The sequence below is a fragment of the Variovorax sp. Varisp36 genome (genome assembly GCF_047304235.1).
Lineage (GTDB): Bacteria > Pseudomonadota > Gammaproteobacteria > Burkholderiales > Burkholderiaceae_C > Variovorax.
On record NZ_JBGLYU010000001.1, the window covers coordinates 281,514 to 297,588 of the forward strand.

At 67.2% G+C, this 16,075-nt stretch carries 18 protein-coding genes and 1 pseudogene; 6 read left to right on the plus strand and 13 right to left on the minus strand.

The features are described 5' to 3' along the window. On the plus strand, nucleotides 1–687 hold the full coding sequence (locus ACCD11_RS01375; protein WP_413311888.1) for a sulfite exporter TauE/SafE family protein: 687 nt from the start codon (nucleotides 1–3) through the stop codon (nucleotides 685–687). Nucleotides 688–715: 28 nt separating this feature from the next. Here ACCD11_RS01375 and ACCD11_RS01380 read toward each other — a convergent pair whose 3' ends face one another. Further along, nucleotides 716–2,296, minus strand: a complete 1,581-nt coding sequence (locus ACCD11_RS01380; protein WP_413311889.1) for an oleate hydratase — start codon at nucleotides 2,294–2,296, stop codon at nucleotides 716–718. 110 nt (nucleotides 2,297–2,406) lie between these two features. Next, entirely contained in the window at nucleotides 2,407–2,943 is a 537-nt protein-coding gene (locus ACCD11_RS01385) for a BON domain-containing protein (protein ID WP_413311891.1), read from the minus strand. A gap of 14 nt (nucleotides 2,944–2,957) precedes the next feature. Here ACCD11_RS01385 and ACCD11_RS01390 point away from each other — a divergent pair, with 14 nt between their 5' ends. Both ACCD11_RS01390 and ACCD11_RS01395 read left to right on the plus strand, forming a co-directional pair. Continuing rightward, nucleotides 2,958–3,113, plus strand: a complete 156-nt coding sequence (locus ACCD11_RS01390) for a hypothetical protein (protein ID WP_413311893.1) — start codon at nucleotides 2,958–2,960, stop codon at nucleotides 3,111–3,113. Beyond that, nucleotides 3,110–3,418 (plus strand): high-potential iron-sulfur protein, encoded by a 309-nt coding sequence (locus ACCD11_RS01395; RefSeq protein ID WP_413311894.1) that lies wholly within the window; start codon nucleotides 3,110–3,112, stop codon nucleotides 3,416–3,418. The genes ACCD11_RS01390 and ACCD11_RS01395 overlap by 4 nt, the downstream gene beginning before the upstream one ends. A 231-nt stretch (nucleotides 3,419–3,649) precedes the next feature. Here the strand turns inward: ACCD11_RS01395 and ACCD11_RS01400 are convergent, their stop codons facing one another. From ACCD11_RS01400 to ACCD11_RS01420, 5 genes and pseudogenes are all read right to left on the minus strand, one after another. Continuing rightward, nucleotides 3,650–3,916: a hypothetical protein gene (locus ACCD11_RS01400; protein ID WP_413311896.1), complete on the minus strand. Its 267-nt coding sequence runs from the start codon at nucleotides 3,914–3,916 to the stop codon at nucleotides 3,650–3,652. 159 nt (nucleotides 3,917–4,075) lie between these two features. After that, nucleotides 4,076–4,279: a DUF2892 domain-containing protein gene (locus ACCD11_RS01405; RefSeq protein WP_413311898.1), complete on the minus strand. Its 204-nt coding sequence runs from the start codon at nucleotides 4,277–4,279 to the stop codon at nucleotides 4,076–4,078. 254 nt (nucleotides 4,280–4,533) lie between these two features. Then, nucleotides 4,534–4,635: pseudogene (locus tag ACCD11_RS01410) on the minus strand (hypothetical protein); the annotation flags it as partial. Next, entirely contained in the window at nucleotides 4,632–6,773 is a 2,142-nt protein-coding gene (gene mgtA / locus ACCD11_RS01415) for a magnesium-translocating P-type ATPase (protein WP_413311900.1), read from the minus strand. The pseudogene ACCD11_RS01410 and the gene mgtA, both read right to left, overlap by 4 nt. After that, a complete protein-coding gene (locus ACCD11_RS01420; RefSeq protein ID WP_413311901.1) occupies nucleotides 6,731–7,237 on the minus strand; it encodes a cation-transporting P-type ATPase in 507 nt (168 codons plus the stop codon). Before ACCD11_RS01420 ends, mgtA begins: the two co-directional genes overlap by 43 nt. A 187-nt stretch (nucleotides 7,238–7,424) precedes the next feature. On the opposite strand from ACCD11_RS01420, the gene ACCD11_RS01425 reads away from it, so the two are divergent. Both ACCD11_RS01425 and ACCD11_RS01430 read left to right on the plus strand, forming a co-directional pair. Further along, nucleotides 7,425–8,249: a universal stress protein gene (locus ACCD11_RS01425; protein ID WP_413311903.1), complete on the plus strand. Its 825-nt coding sequence runs from the start codon at nucleotides 7,425–7,427 to the stop codon at nucleotides 8,247–8,249. Between the two features lie 8 nt (nucleotides 8,250–8,257). Then, the gene (locus tag ACCD11_RS01430; RefSeq protein ID WP_007831997.1) at nucleotides 8,258–9,610 is read left to right on the plus strand and encodes an MBL fold metallo-hydrolase RNA specificity domain-containing protein; all 1,353 of its coding nucleotides are present in this window, start codon (nucleotides 8,258–8,260) and stop codon (nucleotides 9,608–9,610) included. A 24-nt stretch (nucleotides 9,611–9,634) separates the two neighbouring features. Here ACCD11_RS01430 and ACCD11_RS01435 read toward each other — a convergent pair whose 3' ends face one another. The 4 genes from ACCD11_RS01435 to ACCD11_RS01450 form a co-directional block, all read right to left on the minus strand. Next, entirely contained in the window at nucleotides 9,635–10,624 is a 990-nt protein-coding gene (locus ACCD11_RS01435) for a zinc-dependent alcohol dehydrogenase family protein (protein ID WP_413312004.1), read from the minus strand. A gap of 99 nt (nucleotides 10,625–10,723) precedes the next feature. Continuing rightward, entirely contained in the window at nucleotides 10,724–10,897 is a 174-nt protein-coding gene (locus ACCD11_RS01440; RefSeq protein WP_413311904.1) for a hypothetical protein, read from the minus strand. Between the two features lie 2 nt (nucleotides 10,898–10,899). Continuing rightward, nucleotides 10,900–11,553: a BON domain-containing protein gene (locus tag ACCD11_RS01445; RefSeq protein ID WP_413311906.1), complete on the minus strand. Its 654-nt coding sequence runs from the start codon at nucleotides 11,551–11,553 to the stop codon at nucleotides 10,900–10,902. Nucleotides 11,554–11,690: 137 nt separating this feature from the next. Next, the gene (locus ACCD11_RS01450) at nucleotides 11,691–12,194 is read right to left on the minus strand and encodes an ornithine carbamoyltransferase (protein WP_413311908.1); all 504 of its coding nucleotides are present in this window, start codon (nucleotides 12,192–12,194) and stop codon (nucleotides 11,691–11,693) included. 236 nt (nucleotides 12,195–12,430) lie between these two features. Here ACCD11_RS01450 and ACCD11_RS01455 point away from each other — a divergent pair, with 236 nt between their 5' ends. After that, entirely contained in the window at nucleotides 12,431–13,198 is a 768-nt protein-coding gene (locus ACCD11_RS01455; RefSeq protein ID WP_413311909.1) for a Crp/Fnr family transcriptional regulator, read from the plus strand. A gap of 33 nt (nucleotides 13,199–13,231) precedes the next feature. Here the strand turns inward: ACCD11_RS01455 and ACCD11_RS01460 are convergent, their stop codons facing one another. Together ACCD11_RS01460 and ACCD11_RS01465 are read right to left on the minus strand one after the other, a co-directional pair. Further along, nucleotides 13,232–15,346, minus strand: coding sequence for a PAS domain S-box protein (locus tag ACCD11_RS01460; RefSeq protein WP_413311911.1), 2,115 nt, complete (start codon nucleotides 15,344–15,346; stop codon nucleotides 13,232–13,234). Then, nucleotides 15,339–16,067, minus strand: a complete 729-nt coding sequence (locus ACCD11_RS01465) for a winged helix-turn-helix domain-containing protein (RefSeq protein ID WP_007831983.1) — start codon at nucleotides 16,065–16,067, stop codon at nucleotides 15,339–15,341. Before ACCD11_RS01465 ends, ACCD11_RS01460 begins: the two co-directional genes overlap by 8 nt. Nucleotides 16,068–16,075 lie beyond the last annotated feature (8 nt).

Genomic DNA, 16,075 nt, shown 5'->3' on the forward strand with positions numbered 1-16,075 from the left:
ATGCAGACCGCACTCGCCGGCGCTGCGCTGCTGATGGGCCTGGCCGGAGGCCCACACTGCGTGGCCATGTGCGGTGCGGCGTCTGCGGCTGTGATCCGCATCGTGCCGGCCAGGGCCGGCGGCGGCGCATTGGCATCGTCGGCACCTGCCGCGTTTCATTTGGGGCGCATTGCCGGCTATGCCGCTGCGGGCGCGGTCGCCGCGGCGAGCGTCGACAGCCTGGCCCTGGCGGGCACCCATATCGCGGCGTTGAAACCGCTGTGGGTGTTGTTGCATGTGTTCGTGTTCGCCTGGGGTGCGATGTTGGCGGCCACGGGACGACAGCCACTGTGGGCGCAACGCACGGGCCGCCTGCTCGAGGCGCGGCTGCGGCCACTGGCCGCCAGCACCCCGCTGGGCGTGCTGGCGACGGGCGCACTGTGGTTCGCCATGCCGTGCGGGCTGTTGTATTCGGCGTTGATGCTGGCCAGCCTTGGCAGCAACCCGTTGCAGGGCGCCGGCACGATGGCATCGTTCGCGGCCGGTAGTGGCTTGTCGTTGCTGCTGGCGCCCTGGCTGTGGCGGCGGTTGCGCTGGAATGGCCGTGGCACCTGGGGTGCGCGCCTGGCCGGGGTGCTGCTTTCGGCGGTGGCGCTGCAGGCGCTGTGGTCGGACATCACACGGCAGGTAGCGGCCTGGTGCGGCTGAGCAAGGTCGAGGCGAGCCTGCTGCGCGCTCAGCCCATCAGCGTGCGCAGACTGGCCAGCGCGACCTTCGCATCGGCGATGCCGTGGTAGATGGGCGGCACCTCCTTCTTCACGTCCATGAGCCCGTAGACGCCATGCATGGCGCCACGCACCGAATACTCGACCGTGAAGACCACATCCTCCGGGATTTCCACGTACTGGCCGAGCAGGGCGAAGTTGCTGGCGCCGGGCGGACGGACGGGCGGTCGGTCCGACAGGGACCGGCATTCGAATTCGCTGGTGATGTACGGCATCATCACGGGCACCACGGTGGTGGTTTGCCGCACCTCTTCGAGGATGTCCTCGAAGCCCAGGTGATGCATGAGCTCGGTCAGTATGTCCTGTCCGGTCGCCTGTGCCATCGTCCGGTCGATGAAGTTGCCCTGAGTTTCCTGCAGCAGGCCGTAGCCCCAGAGCGTGTACACCCCGTCTGGCTGTTCGTCGAAGTGCGGCGAATGTGGAACCACGATCGACATCAGCCAGCTGGAGTCCTTGAAGGTCATGAGGCCGCCGGTGCCGGGCTCGTTGCCCGAGAAGGCCTGGATGCGCTGCAGCAGAAGCGGGCTGTTCATGGTCAGCGTGAACGATGCCCACTTGCTCTCGTCGACGTGGCCGCAAAAGGTTTCGGGCCGGCCGAAGCCGGGTGCCTTGCGGGCCATGTTCTTCCAGAGCGTCCAGGCGCCATCGCGCTGGTCGCGCACGAGTTCGGGCGCTTGGTGGTCGTTGCCGTTGCGCGAATCGGCTGTCATGGAGCCGAGCGTGAGAAGGGCGCAGTCGTCCGGCCCCAGGTGGTAGGACAGCGGGCGGCCGTCGCGCAGGGCGTGCAGCGTCTGAAGCCGCAGGCCGCTGCTGGCGTCGGCGAAGCCCACGTCGACCACGCGCGTGCCGAACTCGAAAAGCACACCGTGCGCCAGCAGCCACTTCACCATGGGTCGCACGATGGTGTCGTACTGGTTGAGCGTGGTGCGGCGAACGCCACCCAGGGTGTGGATGCGCGGCAGCTCCTGCAGGAAGCGCAGCATGTAGCGCCTGAGTTCGACCGCGCTGTGCCAGTTCTGGAATGCGAAGGTGGTGCGCCACATGGCCCAGAAGTTGGTGTCGAGAAAGTGCGGCGAGAAGTATTCCTCGATGGGCTTTGCACCCAGCGCGCGTTCCGGCGTGGCCAGCAGGCGCATCAACTCCAGCCGGTCCTGCAGGTCGAAGCCGAGGTCGCTGGCATCGATGATGCGGTGGTGTCGGTCGATCAGCCGCGCACGCGCATGCGAAAGCAGTTGCTGGTTGAAGGCGCGGACCTCCTCGTGCACCGTGCGCGAAGGCGTGTCCAGCGATGGGATGCTGTCCAGCACGTTCCACAGGCAGGTGTAAGTCTCGTCCGTGAACATGCGGCCGCCGCGCGTCACGTAGCCTTGGCTCGCGTTGCCCGCGCCGTCGAGTGCGCCGCCGGGCAACGGCGATTCCTCGAGGATGCGGATGCGTGAACCGTGCATGCCTGCGTCGCGTATCAGCAGCACGGCCGCACTCAGCGCGCCGATACCGCTGCCGACGATGTAGGCCTGGTTGAAAGGGGGCATGGAATATTCCTCGGGAAAGCGATGAAGCACCGTGGGGGCGGCACAAGGCTAAGGCCACTGGCGGGGCCGCGGCTTGATGCAGCGCAGCAGCCCCCGGCCGGTGGCCGTGATCACCGCGCGATCACCGCTGCAGGCCGGACGGTAAGTCCGTTCAGCAGTGTCGTCAGGCCCTCAGTGCGGCGTGCGGCGCGTTCCGCGGCTGCCCGCTGGGCCTCGTCGGCCACCCTGCCAACCAGGGTCACCACGCCATTGGTCACGCGCACGTCGACATCGCAGGCGTTGACGGCCGGATCCCAGTTGAGCTGGGCGAAGACATCGTGTCTGAGCTGAATGTCCGGGTTCATGGCAATCCTTTCTTGAAAACGGAGGGAGGCGAGAGTTTCCGGCGGTGCATAGGTCGGAAGGCGCAACGGCACATCGGGTGCGTTCATGTCTTGTGTCCTTCTTGGGGATGACGCGATCTTGCCGATCGAGAAGAAGAACACCTTGCGCCAGCGCAAGCTTCGATGCAATGCGCGCGTTCCTGATCCGCGCATCGCGAACAAGGACTGATGAACATGCTGGGTAACCGCTCCGGGATTGATCCTGCGCAAGGCCGCTTGCAGCCGCTCGCTCAAGAATGACCGCAGGCAATCCCATTCGCCCATCACGAGGTCGTCCCATGAACATTACATTGAACGGAACCCTGCAATTTCTGGGGTTCTGCGTCGCCACGCTTCTGGCCACAAGCGTTCTCGTGCTCGCGGGGTTGAACGAGCGCATTCCCGCGCAGGACGGCTCGACACCCACTTCACACACCACGAAAGACTCACGATGAAATCCTCCAGCCGCCGAACTTTCATGCTCACGCTGGCCGCAACGGGGGCAGCCGTCTCTGCCACCGGCGCGTTCGCAGAAGCCCGACTCGACGAAAAAGACCCACAGGCCGCGGCCCTGGGATATGTCGCCGATTCAGCGAAGGCCGACGCGAAGAGGTTTCCGAAGCACGACAACGCCCAGCTGTGCAACGGCTGCGCCCTCTGGCAGTCCAAGCCGACGGATACCACTGGCAATTGCGCATTGTTTCCGGGGAAGCCCGTGAGCGCAAAGGGCTGGTGCAGCGCCTGGGCAAAAAAGGCCTAGCGCCTCTTGTCGCCAAGGGATCGGAGAGCTCCTTCAGACGCGTTGAGCTGCGGCGACCACAATCGCATGATGCATCGCAGCGTCTCGCCGCCAAGCAGCAGCCGCTTGATTACTGATCGGGCCGTGGCTCTGGTAGCGGTTGCGGTGGGGCGGCGGCGGGCACGCCAGACTGGGGTGTGCGGGTGGCTGGTCTGCTGCCGGCCGTGGCGTTACAGACCCTGTGGTCGGACCTCATTCGCCAGATCGACGCCTGGTGCCGCTGAACCGTGGTGCTTCCTCTTCGGGCGCATCCGCGGCAAGGGTCTTCCATCCCCGGGACGTGATCTCGAATACCGTGGCTGCGTCCTGGCGCAGACAGTCGTCGCAGTCCACGTGGGCAGGAGGAATCCGCACCTTGACGTGCCCGGCGGCTTCGAGCACGCGCAGCCTGTCGATCGTCGCCAGGGCGGCCTCGGTGCAAGGCAGCTTCGCCGTGGCGAGTTTCCTGAGCAGGGCCATGCACATCGCAGCGCCTCCATGATCCTCAATCGAGGGTGATCCACGTGATGAAGAGCTGCATCACCCCCCACAGGGCAGTGATGCCCAGTGCCGCGCACAGCCCGATGAACAGCATCAGATAGACGGACATTCGGTGCCTCGCAATGCGGCGTCCGTAGCTCAGCGCTCGCTGTGCGAGCAGGTGTTGAAGCCGAAGAGGGTGTAGGCCGGGCAACTGCCGACCATGCCCGTCAGCAGCGGCACCACGCCGATGTAGCCCCAGAACCCGATGATTCCCTTGACCGCCAGTACGACCAGCAGCAAGCCCGCGCCGATGCGCAGCGCGCGGTCGAGGATTCCGATATTCTTCGAAAGGAAAGGCATGTGACTTTCTCCTTGGGTGGTTGGAGAAGAATCTTGCGTGCCCGACCGGCGGTGGGTGTTGAGATGGATCAAGCTTCGCACGTCAACCCGTCAGCGTGCGCAGGCTCGCGAGCGCCACCTTCGGATCGGCGATGCCGTGGTAGATGGGCGGCACCTCGAGGTCCAGGCCCATGAGTCCGTACACCCCGTGCATCGCGCCGCGCGCCGCGCACCGAGTACGCGACCGTGGTGAAGACCACTTCCTCTGGAATCTCCACGTACTGGCCCAGCAGGGCGAAGTTCTTCGCGCCGGCCGGTATGACGGGCGGGCGGTTCGATGCGCTACCGATGATGCAGGCCTGTTGGAAGGAGGTCATGGAGTGGTGCCTTTGGTGAGCGGGAGAGACGACGGACGCCGCGGTTTCTTCTTCGACCAGTCGTGGTGCGTGGCGCCCGTCAGGCGGGCATAGAAGAAGCGCTTGGCCACCTCGGCGAGCGCCAGGTAGGCAGTCAGCATGCCGGCCAGCCACACGAAGAAGATTGCGGGCGGCGGCTCGAAATGGAAGAAGCGGCCAGGCGGTGTGAACGGCAGCAGCAGGGCAGTGACCACAACCACCAGGCAAGCGGCGGTGAGCGCGGCGCCGGGCCTGCTGGCCCAGGGCTTTCCGCGCGTGCGGATCACGAAGATCACCAGCACCTGCGTGGCCAGCGACTCGACGAACCACGCGGTGCGAAACAGTGTCGCGTCCGCATGCAGCACCTGGATCAGCAGCCAGAAGGTCAGCACGTCGAAAGCCGAGCTGATGGCACCGAACAGCCACATGTAGCGTCGGATGAACGTCATGTCGAGCGTGCGCGGTCGGCGCAGGTCGCCGGCGTCGACGCGATCCAGCGGAATCGCGGCCTGCGACAGGTCGTAGAGCACGTTGTTGAGCAGAATCTGCACGGGCAGCATCGGCAGGAAGGGCAGGAACAGCGAGGCGCCCGCCATGCTCAGCATGTTCCCGAAGTTCGAGCTCGTTCCCATCATGATGTACTTCATGACGTTGCCGAAGGTGCGTCGTCCTTCCAGCACGCCTTCGTGCAGCACCGCGAGATCGTGGTCAAGCATGACGATGTCCGCCACCTCGCGCGCCACGTCGACCGCGCTGTCGACGGTCAGTCCCACGTCGGCCGAACGCAGTGCCGGCGCGTCGTTGATGCCGTCGCCCAGGTAGCCCACCACGTGGCCCCGCGCCCGCAGCGCAAGGATGATGCGGTTTTTCTGGGCCGGATTGACGCGGCAAAAGAGCGTAGTGCGGCCCACCCGGGCACGCAGCGCGGTCTCGTCCATGGCCGCGATCTCCTGGCCTGTCAGCACGCCGGTCACGGGAATGTGCAGCAGCGTGCACAGGTGCTGGGTCACGAGTTCGCTGTCGCCGCTCACGATCTTCACGCTCACACCGCTCTTCGCCAGCGCGGCCAGCGCCTCGCCGGCACCGGCCTTCGGTGGATCGATGAAGGCGGCGAAACCGGCGAAGACCAGCGAGCTCTCATCGCGCACGTCGGCATGCGGATGATCCGCGGGCACGTCGCGCCAGGCCACGCCCAGCACACGAAGGCCCTGGCGCTCCAGCGCGTGGCAACGATCATGCAGCTCGATCAGGGCGGCAGCGTCGAGCGGCGCGACCGTGCGGCCTTCGTCGCGCTCGAAGCGGTCGCACAGCGCGAGCACATCGTCCGGAGCACCCTTCACCACCAACCAGCGCACGTCGCCCCGGTCGAGCAACACCGAGACGCGCCGACGCTCGAAGTCGAAGGGCACCTCGTCGATCTTCGTCCAGGCGGCGGTGTCCATCGGATGCGCCAGCACCGCCTCGTCCAGCGGACTCTTCAAGCCACTCTCGAAGCTGCTGTTGAGGTGCGCCAGCATCAGCACCCGGGGGCTGTCGCGGCCGTCGGCATCTGCGCATTGCGTCAGGCTGATGCGGGCCTCGGTCAGGGTGCCTGTTTTGTCGGTGCACAGAACGTCCATTGCGCCAAGGTTCTGGATCGAAGCCAGGCGCTTGACGATCACGCGGTGCGCTGCAAGCCGGATCGCGCCGCGCGAGAGCGTTACCGACACCACCATCGGCAGCAACTCGGGGGTGAGGCCCACAGCCAGCGCCACCGCGAACAGGAAGGATTCGAGCAGCGGACGCTGCAGCAGCACGTTGACCAGCAGCACGAACAACACCAGCAGCAGCGTGACCCGCAGGATCATCATGCCGAAGCGATGCATGCCCAGCTCGAATGCGGTGGGGGGCGGTTCGGCCTGGATGCTGTGCGCCACCTCGCCAAGGGCTGTGTGCCTGCCGATGGCCATGACGCGGACCCGGGCGCTGCCGCTGACCACGGTGCTGCCCATGAACACCGCGTTGAGGGCGTCCTGGAGCTCCGCGGCTGTGCGGGCCACCACGCCGGGGTGTTTCTCGACGGGGTAGGACTCGCCGGTCAGCAGGCTCTGGTTGACGAAGAAGTCGCGCGCATGCAGCACCAGTCCGTCCGCCGGCCCCGCGCGCCGGCGGACAGCAGCACCAGGTCGCCCGGCATGACCTCGGTCACGGGAATCTCCAGCGTCGTGCCGTCGCGAAGCACTCGGGCACGCAGCGCCACCGAAGCGCGCAGCTTCTCGGCGGCGTTGCTGGCGCGGTGCTCCTGCACGAAGTCGAGCGTCACGCTCAGCAGCACCATCAGCACGATGATGACGGCGTTGGTGACGTCGCCGGTCGCCGCCGAGATCGCGCTGGCCGTGAGCAGTATCAGGATCAGTGGATTGCGCAGCCGCGCGAGGAACTGAAACGCCAGCGAATGCTTTTCCTGTGGCTCGAAGCTGTTGGGTCCCCAGCGCGCCAGCGCTTCATCGGCCTGCAACTGCGACAGACCGGCCGCCTCGACGGTGTCCGCACCGAGCCACCAGGCTTCTGGGGCGGAGGTGCCGGTTTGTGAAGGATGGGTCACCGCAGCTGGATGTTGTTGATGCGAAGCCCAAGGCTAGGCATGCGTGCCGGTCCGGCCTTGCGCTCGATCAAGCATCGGCGCTGTCGCGTGGAAGTTAGTTCGCGGGCGATTGATTCAGCGCAAGGCTTTGCGATTCGAGCAGGCCTAAGGTCGTCCCATCCAAAGCCCGTCAGTCCAAGGAGCCCTCATGCAGACCCCCAAATCCATCCTGCTTCACCTCGACGGCTCGGCCCGTGCGGTGGAGCGCATCAAGCTGGCGCGCCAGCTCGCGGAGACTTTCGATGCCGAAGTGACCGCCCGGCCATGCACCCTTTCCGCACTCATGCGCTACCCGTACGCCATCGAGGCCGCGGCGGAAGCAGTCGCGATCATGCAGGAGATCGACAAGGACGCGCGCGACAGGATGCACGCCACCTTCATCGAGCACAGCGCAGGTTCGCAGCGCCTGCACTGGGCCGAGCCGGAGAGCGATGGACCCTGGGGCTTCGCGCGGCACGCGCTCTATACCGACCTGATGATCCTCGGTCAGCGCGACCGGAGCGACCCGATGGACGGCGAGCTGCCCGGCGATTTCCTGCCCAGCGTGCTGGTGCAGAGCGGCCGGCCGGCACTGGTGCTGCCTTATGCGGGTGCGGTCGGAGCCATCGGCCGCAATGTGCTGGTGGCATGGAAGGAAACACGGGAGTCCGCGCGGGCCGTCACAGCATCGCTGCCCTGGCTCCGCAAGGCGGCACGGGTGCACGTCGTGGCCTACGGCGAAGACGCCGAGGCTTCGCTGCAGCGCCTGGGGGACTACCTGCGGACGCAAGGCGTCCAGAACATCACGCTGCATCCCGGCGGCGACAACGACGACGACGTCGGCAACAAGCTGCTGTCCTTTGCCGCGGATCTGAGTTCGGACATGCTGGTAATGGGCTGCTATGGCCACAGCCGGGCGCGCGAATGGGTGATGGGCGGCGCCACGCTGTCCATGCTCCAGTGGATGACCTTGCCCGTGCTCATGTCGCACTGAGGCACACCATGCGCATCGACTTTCTCGGCGGCACGGGCACCGTCACCGGCTCGAAGTACCTGCTGACGCACGAAGGCCGGCGGCTGCTCGTCGATTGCGGCCTCTTCCAGGGGCTGAAGCAGCTGCGCCTTCGCAACTGGGAAGCGCTGCCGGTCGACGCAGCCGCGATCGATGCCGTGCTGCTGACGCACGCGCACATGGACCACAGCGGCTTCGTGCCGCGGCTGGTGCAGCTCGGCTTCAAGGGCCGGGTGTATTGCACCTCGGCCACCCGTGAGCTTTGCGAACTGCTGCTGCCCGACTCGGGCCGCCTGCAGGAGGAAGACGCCGACTTCGCCAACCGTCACGGCCATTCGAAGCACAAGCCCGCCTTGCCGCTTTACACCGAGCAGGACGCGCGCGCGGCCCTCAAGCGCTTCGAGGTCGTCCCGTTCGGCCAGGAGTGCTCCCCTTGGCCCGGCTGGACCTGGCAACTGCACAGGGCGGGCCACATCCTGGGCGCCGGCAGCCTGCGCGTCGGCTGGGAAGGCTCGAGCATCCTGTTCTCGGGCGACCTGGGACGCAGCCAGGACCTGCTGATGCGCCCGCCCGAAGTCGCCGAACCGGCAGACTACGTGGTGGTGGAGTCGACCTATGGCAATCGCAGGCATCCGGCGTCGGACACGCTGGCCGAACTGGCGGGCGTGATCAACCGCACGGCCGCGCGCGGAGGCATCGTGGTGATTCCGGCCTTTGCCGTCGGACGCGCGCAAACGCTGCTGCATTGCATCCAGCTGCTCAAGCAGGCGCGGCGCATTCCCGACATGCCGGTATACCTCAACAGCCCGATGGCGGCGGATGCCACGCGCATCTATGGCAAGCACCTGGACGAACACCGCTTGAGCGCCGAACAATGCGCCGCCATGCAGGGGAAAACCACTATCGTCAACACGATCGAGGAATCCCGGCGGTTGAACACCCTGGGCTTTCCTTCGATCATCGTGTCGGCCAGCGGCATGGCCACCGGCGGGCGCGTGCTGCACCACCTGAAGGCCTACGCACCCGACGCCAGAAACACCATCCTTTTCGCAGGCTTCCAGGCCGCCGGCACGCGCGGCGCGGCCATGGTGGCCGGCGCCGACGCGATCAAGATCCACGGCGCCTACGTGCCGGTACGCGCGGAGGTCGCGAACCTGGAGACCCTGTCGGCCCATGCCGACCGCGACGAGCTGCTCGCCTGGCTCGATGCACAGCGCGCGCCGCGCCGGGTGTTCGTGACCCACGGAGAGCCGGTGGCTGCCGATGCATTGCGGCTGGCCATCGAGGAGCGCCACGGCTGGCCGTGCACGGTGCCCGACTACCGCGAATCGCGGGAGCTCTGAAGCGCCCGGCGCGCGGGCTCCCGTTCAGGGCACCAGCACCGCGGCGCCCTCGATGCGGCCCGCGCGCAGATCGGCCAGCGCTTCGTTGGCCTGCGCGAGCGGATAGGTCCTGATGTGCACCTGCAGCGGATGCGCCTGCGCGAATGCCAGGAACTCCTTCGCATCGGCGCGCGTGAGGTTCGCCACCGAGACAACGCTGCGTTCCTCCCACAGCAGCCGGTACGGGAAGGCCGGGATGTCGCTCATGTGGATGCCGCCGCACACAACCCGGCCGCCCTTGCGCACGACACGCAGCGCGGCCGGCACCAGCTCGCCGACGGGCGCGAAGATGATGGCCGCGTCCAGCGGCTCGGGCGGCCGCTCGTTCGAGCCGCCAGCCCACACGGCGCCGAGGCTGCGGGCGAAGGCCTGCGTCGCAAGGTCCGCGGGCCGGGTGAATGCGAAGACCTCGCGACCCTGCGCAATGGCCGCTTGCGCTACCAGGTGCGCCGCGGCGCCGAAACCGAAGATGCCCAGCCGGCGCACGCCTTCGCCGGCTGCCTTCAGGCTGCGCCAGCCGATCAGGCCCGCACAGAGCAGGGGGGCAATGCGGGCGGCATCGGCTTTGGGCATGGCCAGTGGAAGGCAGAACGCGGCCTCGGCAATCACATGGCTCGCGAAGCCGCCATCGCGGTGGTAGCCGGTGAAGCGCGGCGTGTCGCAGAGGTTCTCGCGGCCCTCCGCGCAGAAGGCACAGCAGTCGCAGGTGTGGCCCAACCAGGGCACGCCGACGAGGTCACCCACGCGATAGTCTGTTCCCCCGGAGCCGGTCTCTTCCACCACGCCCACGATCTCGTGACCCGGCACGATCGGCAGCACGGGCAGCGGCAACTCGCCATCGACGATGTGCAGGTCAGTACGGCAGACCGCGCAGGCCAGAACGCGAAGGCGAAGCTCGCCGGGCCCAGGCTTTGGGATGTTGCGTTGCTCCAGTTCGAGCGGCAGCAGCGCTGCGTTCAGCACCATGGCGCACATGGTCGGCTCGCTCCGTACACAGGGATCGAGAGTGGCTTGTGTCCCGGAGATGGCATGCATGGCAGGTCTCGCTGAAAAAAACGCCCGGGCGTTGCCGCCTCAGGCCATGTACTTGCCGCCGTTGATCGACAGTGTGATGCCGTTGACGAACGCGGACTCGTCGGCGCCGAGGGACGCCGCGCCGCGCGCGATCTCCCCCGGCGTGGCCAGGCGGCCGGCCGGAATGGCCGACAGGATGCCGCTGCTGCCGCCGGTGACGAGCGCGACGCGCATGCTCAGGCGTCCACGAGCAGGTCGTTCACCACCACCGTAACGCCCGGGGTGGCCCATGCGGCGCCCTGCACCGCGTCGCGCTCGGTCCAGGAATGGACCGTGCCGCGCAGCGTGACCTGCGAGCCGCTGACCGTGATGGCAAGCTGGCGGGCTTCGCGGTCGGCCTGGCGCGAAAGCGCGTCGTGAATCTTCTTCTCGATATCGGCGGGACTCACCTTCGGCTTGACTTTCACGAGGTTCGACACGCCGGTCACGCCCATCAGGTTGCATACCGCGCTTTCGGCGGCGCTGCGCTGATAGTCCCACTCGACTTCGCCGTTGAGCGTGAGCCAGCCTTTTTCCACCATGGGGTGGATCTTGTCGTCGGGCACGAGCACGTTCCACTCGAGCGCGCGTTCGGCCGCCATGGCGATGTCGGCATCGGTGCGCTGGTTGTCGAAAGGCAGCTTCACGCTCAGTTCGATGGCCAGCGCCCTGACGCCATGCACGCGCTGCACGGCGCGCTCGACGGCGTATTTCTCGGCGTAGCTGGCCAGGTGGCCGGTGAGGGTGACCACGCCGTCCTTGACGATCACCCCGATGTCGGAGGTCTTGACGTCGGGTGCCCAGTTCAACTCGGCCTGGATGTCGTTGCGCAATTGGGTATCGGTCTTCATGGGAGATTCCTTGCGGTGAGTGAATGGAGGAGCGGTCGTCGCGTGAAAACCGTTTGCGACCGTGGAGTTCACTATAGGAACCGGGAGGCCCGGCCGCATTGCGCTGGATCAAGTGCGCGCGGCGGGCGCCAGGCGGCTCAGGCGATGGCGTCCAGCAGCAGGGCCTGGAGCACGAAGCGCCGGTTGTCGGCCAGCGGGGTCCTGTCGCCGAGCAACTCGGCAAGGTGCCCGGTTGGATGGGTTTTCGTGGCAGCGCCGTCGAAGACGGGGATCCCGGCGTACTGGCCGATGCGCTGCACGAGCTCGGGGTCCAGGCCCTGGCATTCCACGGCTTCGTAGAGACGGCCGAGCATGCGGGCTGTGTTCTGCACTTCCTGCTGTGCGCTCGCGAGCGACAGGCCCGGGCGCATGACCGCCACGTGCGCGCCCATTTCCTCGGCAGCGCTGCGAAAAAGCGCCTGTGCCTCGTCGGACGGCATTTCGCACAGAAGCCCCAGATTCTTGCCGCGCAGCAGCCTCGGGGTGCTCCCGTCCAGTGCGGCGCGCTGGAGCAGCTGCGCGCGGCACAGCAGGCTCGTCACCTCCAGCGGCGAGAGCTGCGGTGCGGCCTCGGGGGCACAAGTCTTGTGGGAGAGGGGCATGGAAATGGTCGATATGTGGCCTGCCAAGGCTAAGGACCCCGATGGGCCCGGGCTTGATACAAGTCAAAGCACGGGGGTGCACATATGTGATTTGCGGCACGTCCCATGCCGTTGATACACGCCGGACACATTGCATTCTCCGAGCGTTACCCACCGACTCCAGCCGTTGTCATTGCGTTGCCGAAGGCTTCCTAGCATCCATCCATCGACACGCGACAGAACACCAAGGAATCCAGATGCTCAATACCGTCACCCCCTCGAAGACCGCACCGGTCCCGGCCGGCCTGGCATTGCCGAGCATCGGCCGGGAGTGCGAGGGTCGGAACACCGCCGACACGCTGAAGCTGCTGTGCGAGCAACTCACCCCCCAGCGCCGCGTGGTGCACACGGGCGACACGATCTACCAGGCGGGCGAGCGCTTCGGCAATCTCTACATCCTGAATTCGGGCTTCTTCAAGATCGTGAATCTCTCGGCCGACGGGCGCGAGCAGGTGGTGGGCCTGAAGTTCCGTGGCGACTGGCTCGGCTTCGACGGCATCGCCGGCGGGCGCTATTCGTGCGATGCCGTGGCCATGGACACGGGCGAGATCTGGGTCGTGTCGTACGAGGCCCTGCTGGCCGCCTGCGCCAGCCACCCGACACTGCTGCAGGTGCTGCACGCCGCCATGAGCCGCGAGATCGCGCACGACCGGGATTCGCTGATGTCCGTCTGCACGCTGCCGGCCGATGCCCGCGTGGCCGACTTCCTGCGCTATTGGGCGGAGACGCTGGCCGAGCGCGGCATGCGCACCGACGAGATCACGCTGCGCATGACGCGCGCCGAGATCGGCAACTACCTGGGCATGACGCTCGAGAGCGTGAGCCGGGCGCTCTCGCGGCTGGCGCGCGACAACGTCATCGGCTTTGCCACCAAGGGGCGCCGCGACGTGCAGATTCCCGACGTGCGCGCGCTGTCCGCCTTCGTGCAGCGCTGCCTGTCGCCCGCGCCCGCGATGCTCCAGTAATCAATCCAGCAAGCCGGGCCGGCCGCCCCCCGTTCAAGCGCCGCCGGCAAGCACCTTCGCCATGGCTTGCGCCAGTTCAGAGCGCGTGTAAGGCTTGGGCAGCAATTCCCAGCTTTGCGGCACCTCACGGTCAGCATCGAGCAGTTCCGACGAAAAGCCCGACATCAGCAGCACGGCCATTTGCGGAAAGCGCTGCTGAATCTCCGAGGCCAGGCGCGTGCCGCGCATGCCGGCGCCCAGCGCGATGTCGCTCAGCAGCAGGTCGAAGGGCCCGGCGCCCGCGTCCAGCGCCGACAACGCCTGCTCGGCCGTGGCGGCGGTGAAGACCTTGCAGCCTAGCGTGGTCAGGAAGGTGTTCGCGACCTTGCGCACTTCCACATCGTCCTCGACCAGCATCACGCGCAGGCCGGATGGAATGGCCTCGCCGGCGGGTTCTTCCATCGCGGCGGGCGGGCGGACTTCCTCCTGTTGCGGCAGATAGAGCGTGACCGTGGTGCCGTGGCCGATCTTGCTGTCGATCGCGACCGCGCCCCGGGACTGGTGGACGAAGCCGTACACCGTGCTCAGGCCCAGGCCCGTGCCGCGGCCGACCTCCTTGGTGGTGAAGAAGGGCTCGAAGGCGTGCTCCTTCACCTCCTCGGACATGCCCGTGCCGCTGTCGGCGATGGAGATCGCGACGAAACGCGCCGATGCATCGCCGCGAGGGTCGTTGCGCTGGCTGCGCAGCGCCATCGGCAAGGCGCCGCACAGTTCGGTGCAAAAGCGCAGCGTGCCTCCTTCAGGCATGGCGTCGCGTGCATTGATCGCGATGTTGAGCAGCGCCGATTCCAGCTGGCCCGGGTCCGCCATCACGGGCGGGCAACCGGGGGCGGTGTCGATCTCGATGCGGATGCGCTGGTCCAGCGTGCGGCGCAGCATGTCCGCCAGCGAGTGCAGCAGCGCGTGCGAATCGATGGCGACCGGCTGCAGCACCTGCCGCCGGGAAAACGCCAGCAGCTTGCCGGTGAGTTCGGCCCCGCGTCGCGAAGCCCGGTTGGCAGCGCCCAGCAACTGTTGCACGTAGCCGTTTTGCGCGAGGGCAGGCAACTCTTCCAGAACCTGGAGGTTGCCCTGGATCACGGTCAGCAGGTTGTTGAAGTCATGCGCGATGCCGCCCGTGAGCTGGCCGACGCTTTCGAGCCGCTGGGCATGGTTGAGCGCCTCCTCTGTCTGCACGCGCTGCAGGCTGGTGGCAAGCAGGCTGGACAGCGATTCGAGAAAACGGACTTCCTCGTCGCCGAAGCGCTTGAATTCCTTCGAGCGCACCGACAACATGCCGATCACGCGCCCCAGGTCGGTCAGCGGCACCGCAAGCGCGCTGACCAGGCCAGAGTCGAGGTAGGCCTTGGGCACGGAAAACCGGTCTTCCTTGCGGTAGTCCGGCACCACGACCGGCCGGCCCTGGGAGAACACGAAGCCCGGCGGGGTGTCGGGGCGGTTGGCGATGCGCGCCCCTATCTCCTCGCCGGCGACCAGGCCGACGCCGCTGGCCACCCGGAACTCGAGGCGGTTGCCGTCGAGCAGCCAGACCATTGCGACCTCGACCTGCAAGGCCGTGGTGATGATTTCCGGCACGTGCTGGAGTACCACCTGCAGGTCGCGCGTGTCGACCGCCAGGCGCCCCAGCTGGGCCAGGTGTTCGCTGTAGCGCGCGCGCTGCAGCGCCTGCTTCACGCGCGGGTAGGCGCCGATGTCGCGGATGGCGGCCACGACGAAGGGCAGCCCGTGGCTCTGCAGCGGGCTGAGCGCAATCTCGACCATGACCTCGCTGCCGTCCTTGCGCTTGGCCACCAGCTCCATGTGCGTGCCCATCGGACGAGGGCGGGGCGCGCGGCCATAGGCCTCGCGGTACGAGGCATGGCGCGGGCGGATGCTGTCGGGCACCAGCACGTCGACATTCAGGCCCACCAGCTCGCCCACCGCATAGCCCAGCAGCGCGGCTGCCGAAGGGTTGGCGAGCATGATGCTGCCGGACTGGTCCACCAGCAGCAGCGAATCGGGGTAGGCGATGAAGAGCAGGCGGAACACGCTGCCTTCGTCGATGCCCGACGGCAAGCCCTGGATGGGCGCGTCGGGCAGGAAGGGCGGGTTGTCCGCGGCGTCAGCCATGGGAAACCGACGGCACCAGGATGTAGCCCGCGCCTCGCACCGACTTGATGAGCTGCGGATCGTCCGCATCCGCCTCGATCTTCTTGCGCAGCCGGCCGACCTGCACGTCGATCGTGCGATCGAAGGGGGCGGCTTCGCGACCGCGTGTCTGCCCGAGCAGGAAGTCGCGCGACAGCACGCGGCCGGGATGGCGGGCAAAGGCCTGCAGCAGGTCGAACTCGCCGCCGGTCAGGGGCACTTGCTCGCCTTGCGGATTCCTGAGGCTGCGCGCGGCGGTGTCGAGCTGCCAGCCGGCGAAGAGCAGCTTGTCGGGAGAAACCGCTGCGGTTGGCGCGGCTGCGGGCGCCTCGGGCGTCAGCCGCCGCAGCACCGCCTTCACGCGCGCCACCAGCTCGCGCAGGTCGAAAGGCTTGGTGACGTAGTCGTCGGCGCCCACCTCGAGGCCCACCACCTTGTCCACTGCATCGCCCCGGCCCGTGACGATGACGAGGCCGCAGCGCCAGCTTTCGCGCACGCGGCGCGCAATGGTGAAGCCGTCTTCGCCGGGCAGACCGAGGTCAAGCAGCACGAGGTCTGCGGGGTCGGTGTCCATCAGCGTCATGAGGGCCCGGCCGTTGTGGACCTGGGTGACACGGAAACCGTGGCCCTGCAGGTAGTTGGCCAGCAGCAGGGTGATGTCAACCTCGTCGTCGAGCACCGCGATGTGGGAGGCAGGTTTCATGCGTGGGC

Excerpts from the sequence above, each read along its gene's own strand:
- ACCD11_RS01430 (WP_007831997.1), top strand. The coding sequence starts at position 8,258 with ATGCGCATCGACTTTCTCGGCGGCACGGGCACCGTCACCGGCTCGAAG.
- ACCD11_RS01455 (WP_413311909.1), top strand. The coding sequence starts at position 12,431 with ATGCTCAATACCGTCACCCCCTCGAAGACCGCACCGGTCCCGGCCGGC.
- ACCD11_RS01460 (WP_413311911.1), bottom strand. The coding sequence starts at position 15,346 with ATGGCTGACGCCGCGGACAACCCGCCCTTCCTGCCCGACGCGCCCATC.
- ACCD11_RS01425 (WP_413311903.1), top strand. The coding sequence starts at position 7,425 with ATGCAGACCCCCAAATCCATCCTGCTTCACCTCGACGGCTCGGCCCGT.
- ACCD11_RS01465 (WP_007831983.1), bottom strand. The coding sequence starts at position 16,067 with ATGAAACCTGCCTCCCACATCGCGGTGCTCGACGACGAGGTTGACATC.
- ACCD11_RS01435 (WP_413312004.1), bottom strand. The coding sequence starts at position 10,624 with ATGTGCGCCATGGTGCTGAACGCAGCGCTGCTGCCGCTCGAACTGGAG.
- ACCD11_RS01385 (WP_413311891.1), bottom strand. The coding sequence starts at position 2,943 with ATGGGCGAATGGGATTGCCTGCGGTCATTCTTGAGCGAGCGGCTGCAA.
- ACCD11_RS01445 (WP_413311906.1), bottom strand. The coding sequence starts at position 11,553 with ATGAAGACCGATACCCAATTGCGCAACGACATCCAGGCCGAGTTGAAC.
- ACCD11_RS01395 (WP_413311894.1), top strand. The coding sequence starts at position 3,110 with ATGAAATCCTCCAGCCGCCGAACTTTCATGCTCACGCTGGCCGCAACG.
- ACCD11_RS01405 (WP_413311898.1), bottom strand. The coding sequence starts at position 4,279 with ATGCCTTTCCTTTCGAAGAATATCGGAATCCTCGACCGCGCGCTGCGC.
- ACCD11_RS01440 (WP_413311904.1), bottom strand. The coding sequence starts at position 10,897 with ATGCGCGTCGCGCTCGTCACCGGCGGCAGCAGCGGCATCCTGTCGGCC.
- ACCD11_RS01400 (WP_413311896.1), bottom strand. The coding sequence starts at position 3,916 with ATGGCCCTGCTCAGGAAACTCGCCACGGCGAAGCTGCCTTGCACCGAG.
- ACCD11_RS01450 (WP_413311908.1), bottom strand. The coding sequence starts at position 12,194 with ATGCCCCTCTCCCACAAGACTTGTGCCCCCGAGGCCGCACCGCAGCTC.
- ACCD11_RS01390 (WP_413311893.1), top strand. The coding sequence starts at position 2,958 with ATGAACATTACATTGAACGGAACCCTGCAATTTCTGGGGTTCTGCGTC.
- ACCD11_RS01380 (WP_413311889.1), bottom strand. The coding sequence starts at position 2,296 with ATGCCCCCTTTCAACCAGGCCTACATCGTCGGCAGCGGTATCGGCGCG.
- ACCD11_RS01375 (WP_413311888.1), top strand. The coding sequence starts at position 1 with ATGCAGACCGCACTCGCCGGCGCTGCGCTGCTGATGGGCCTGGCCGGA.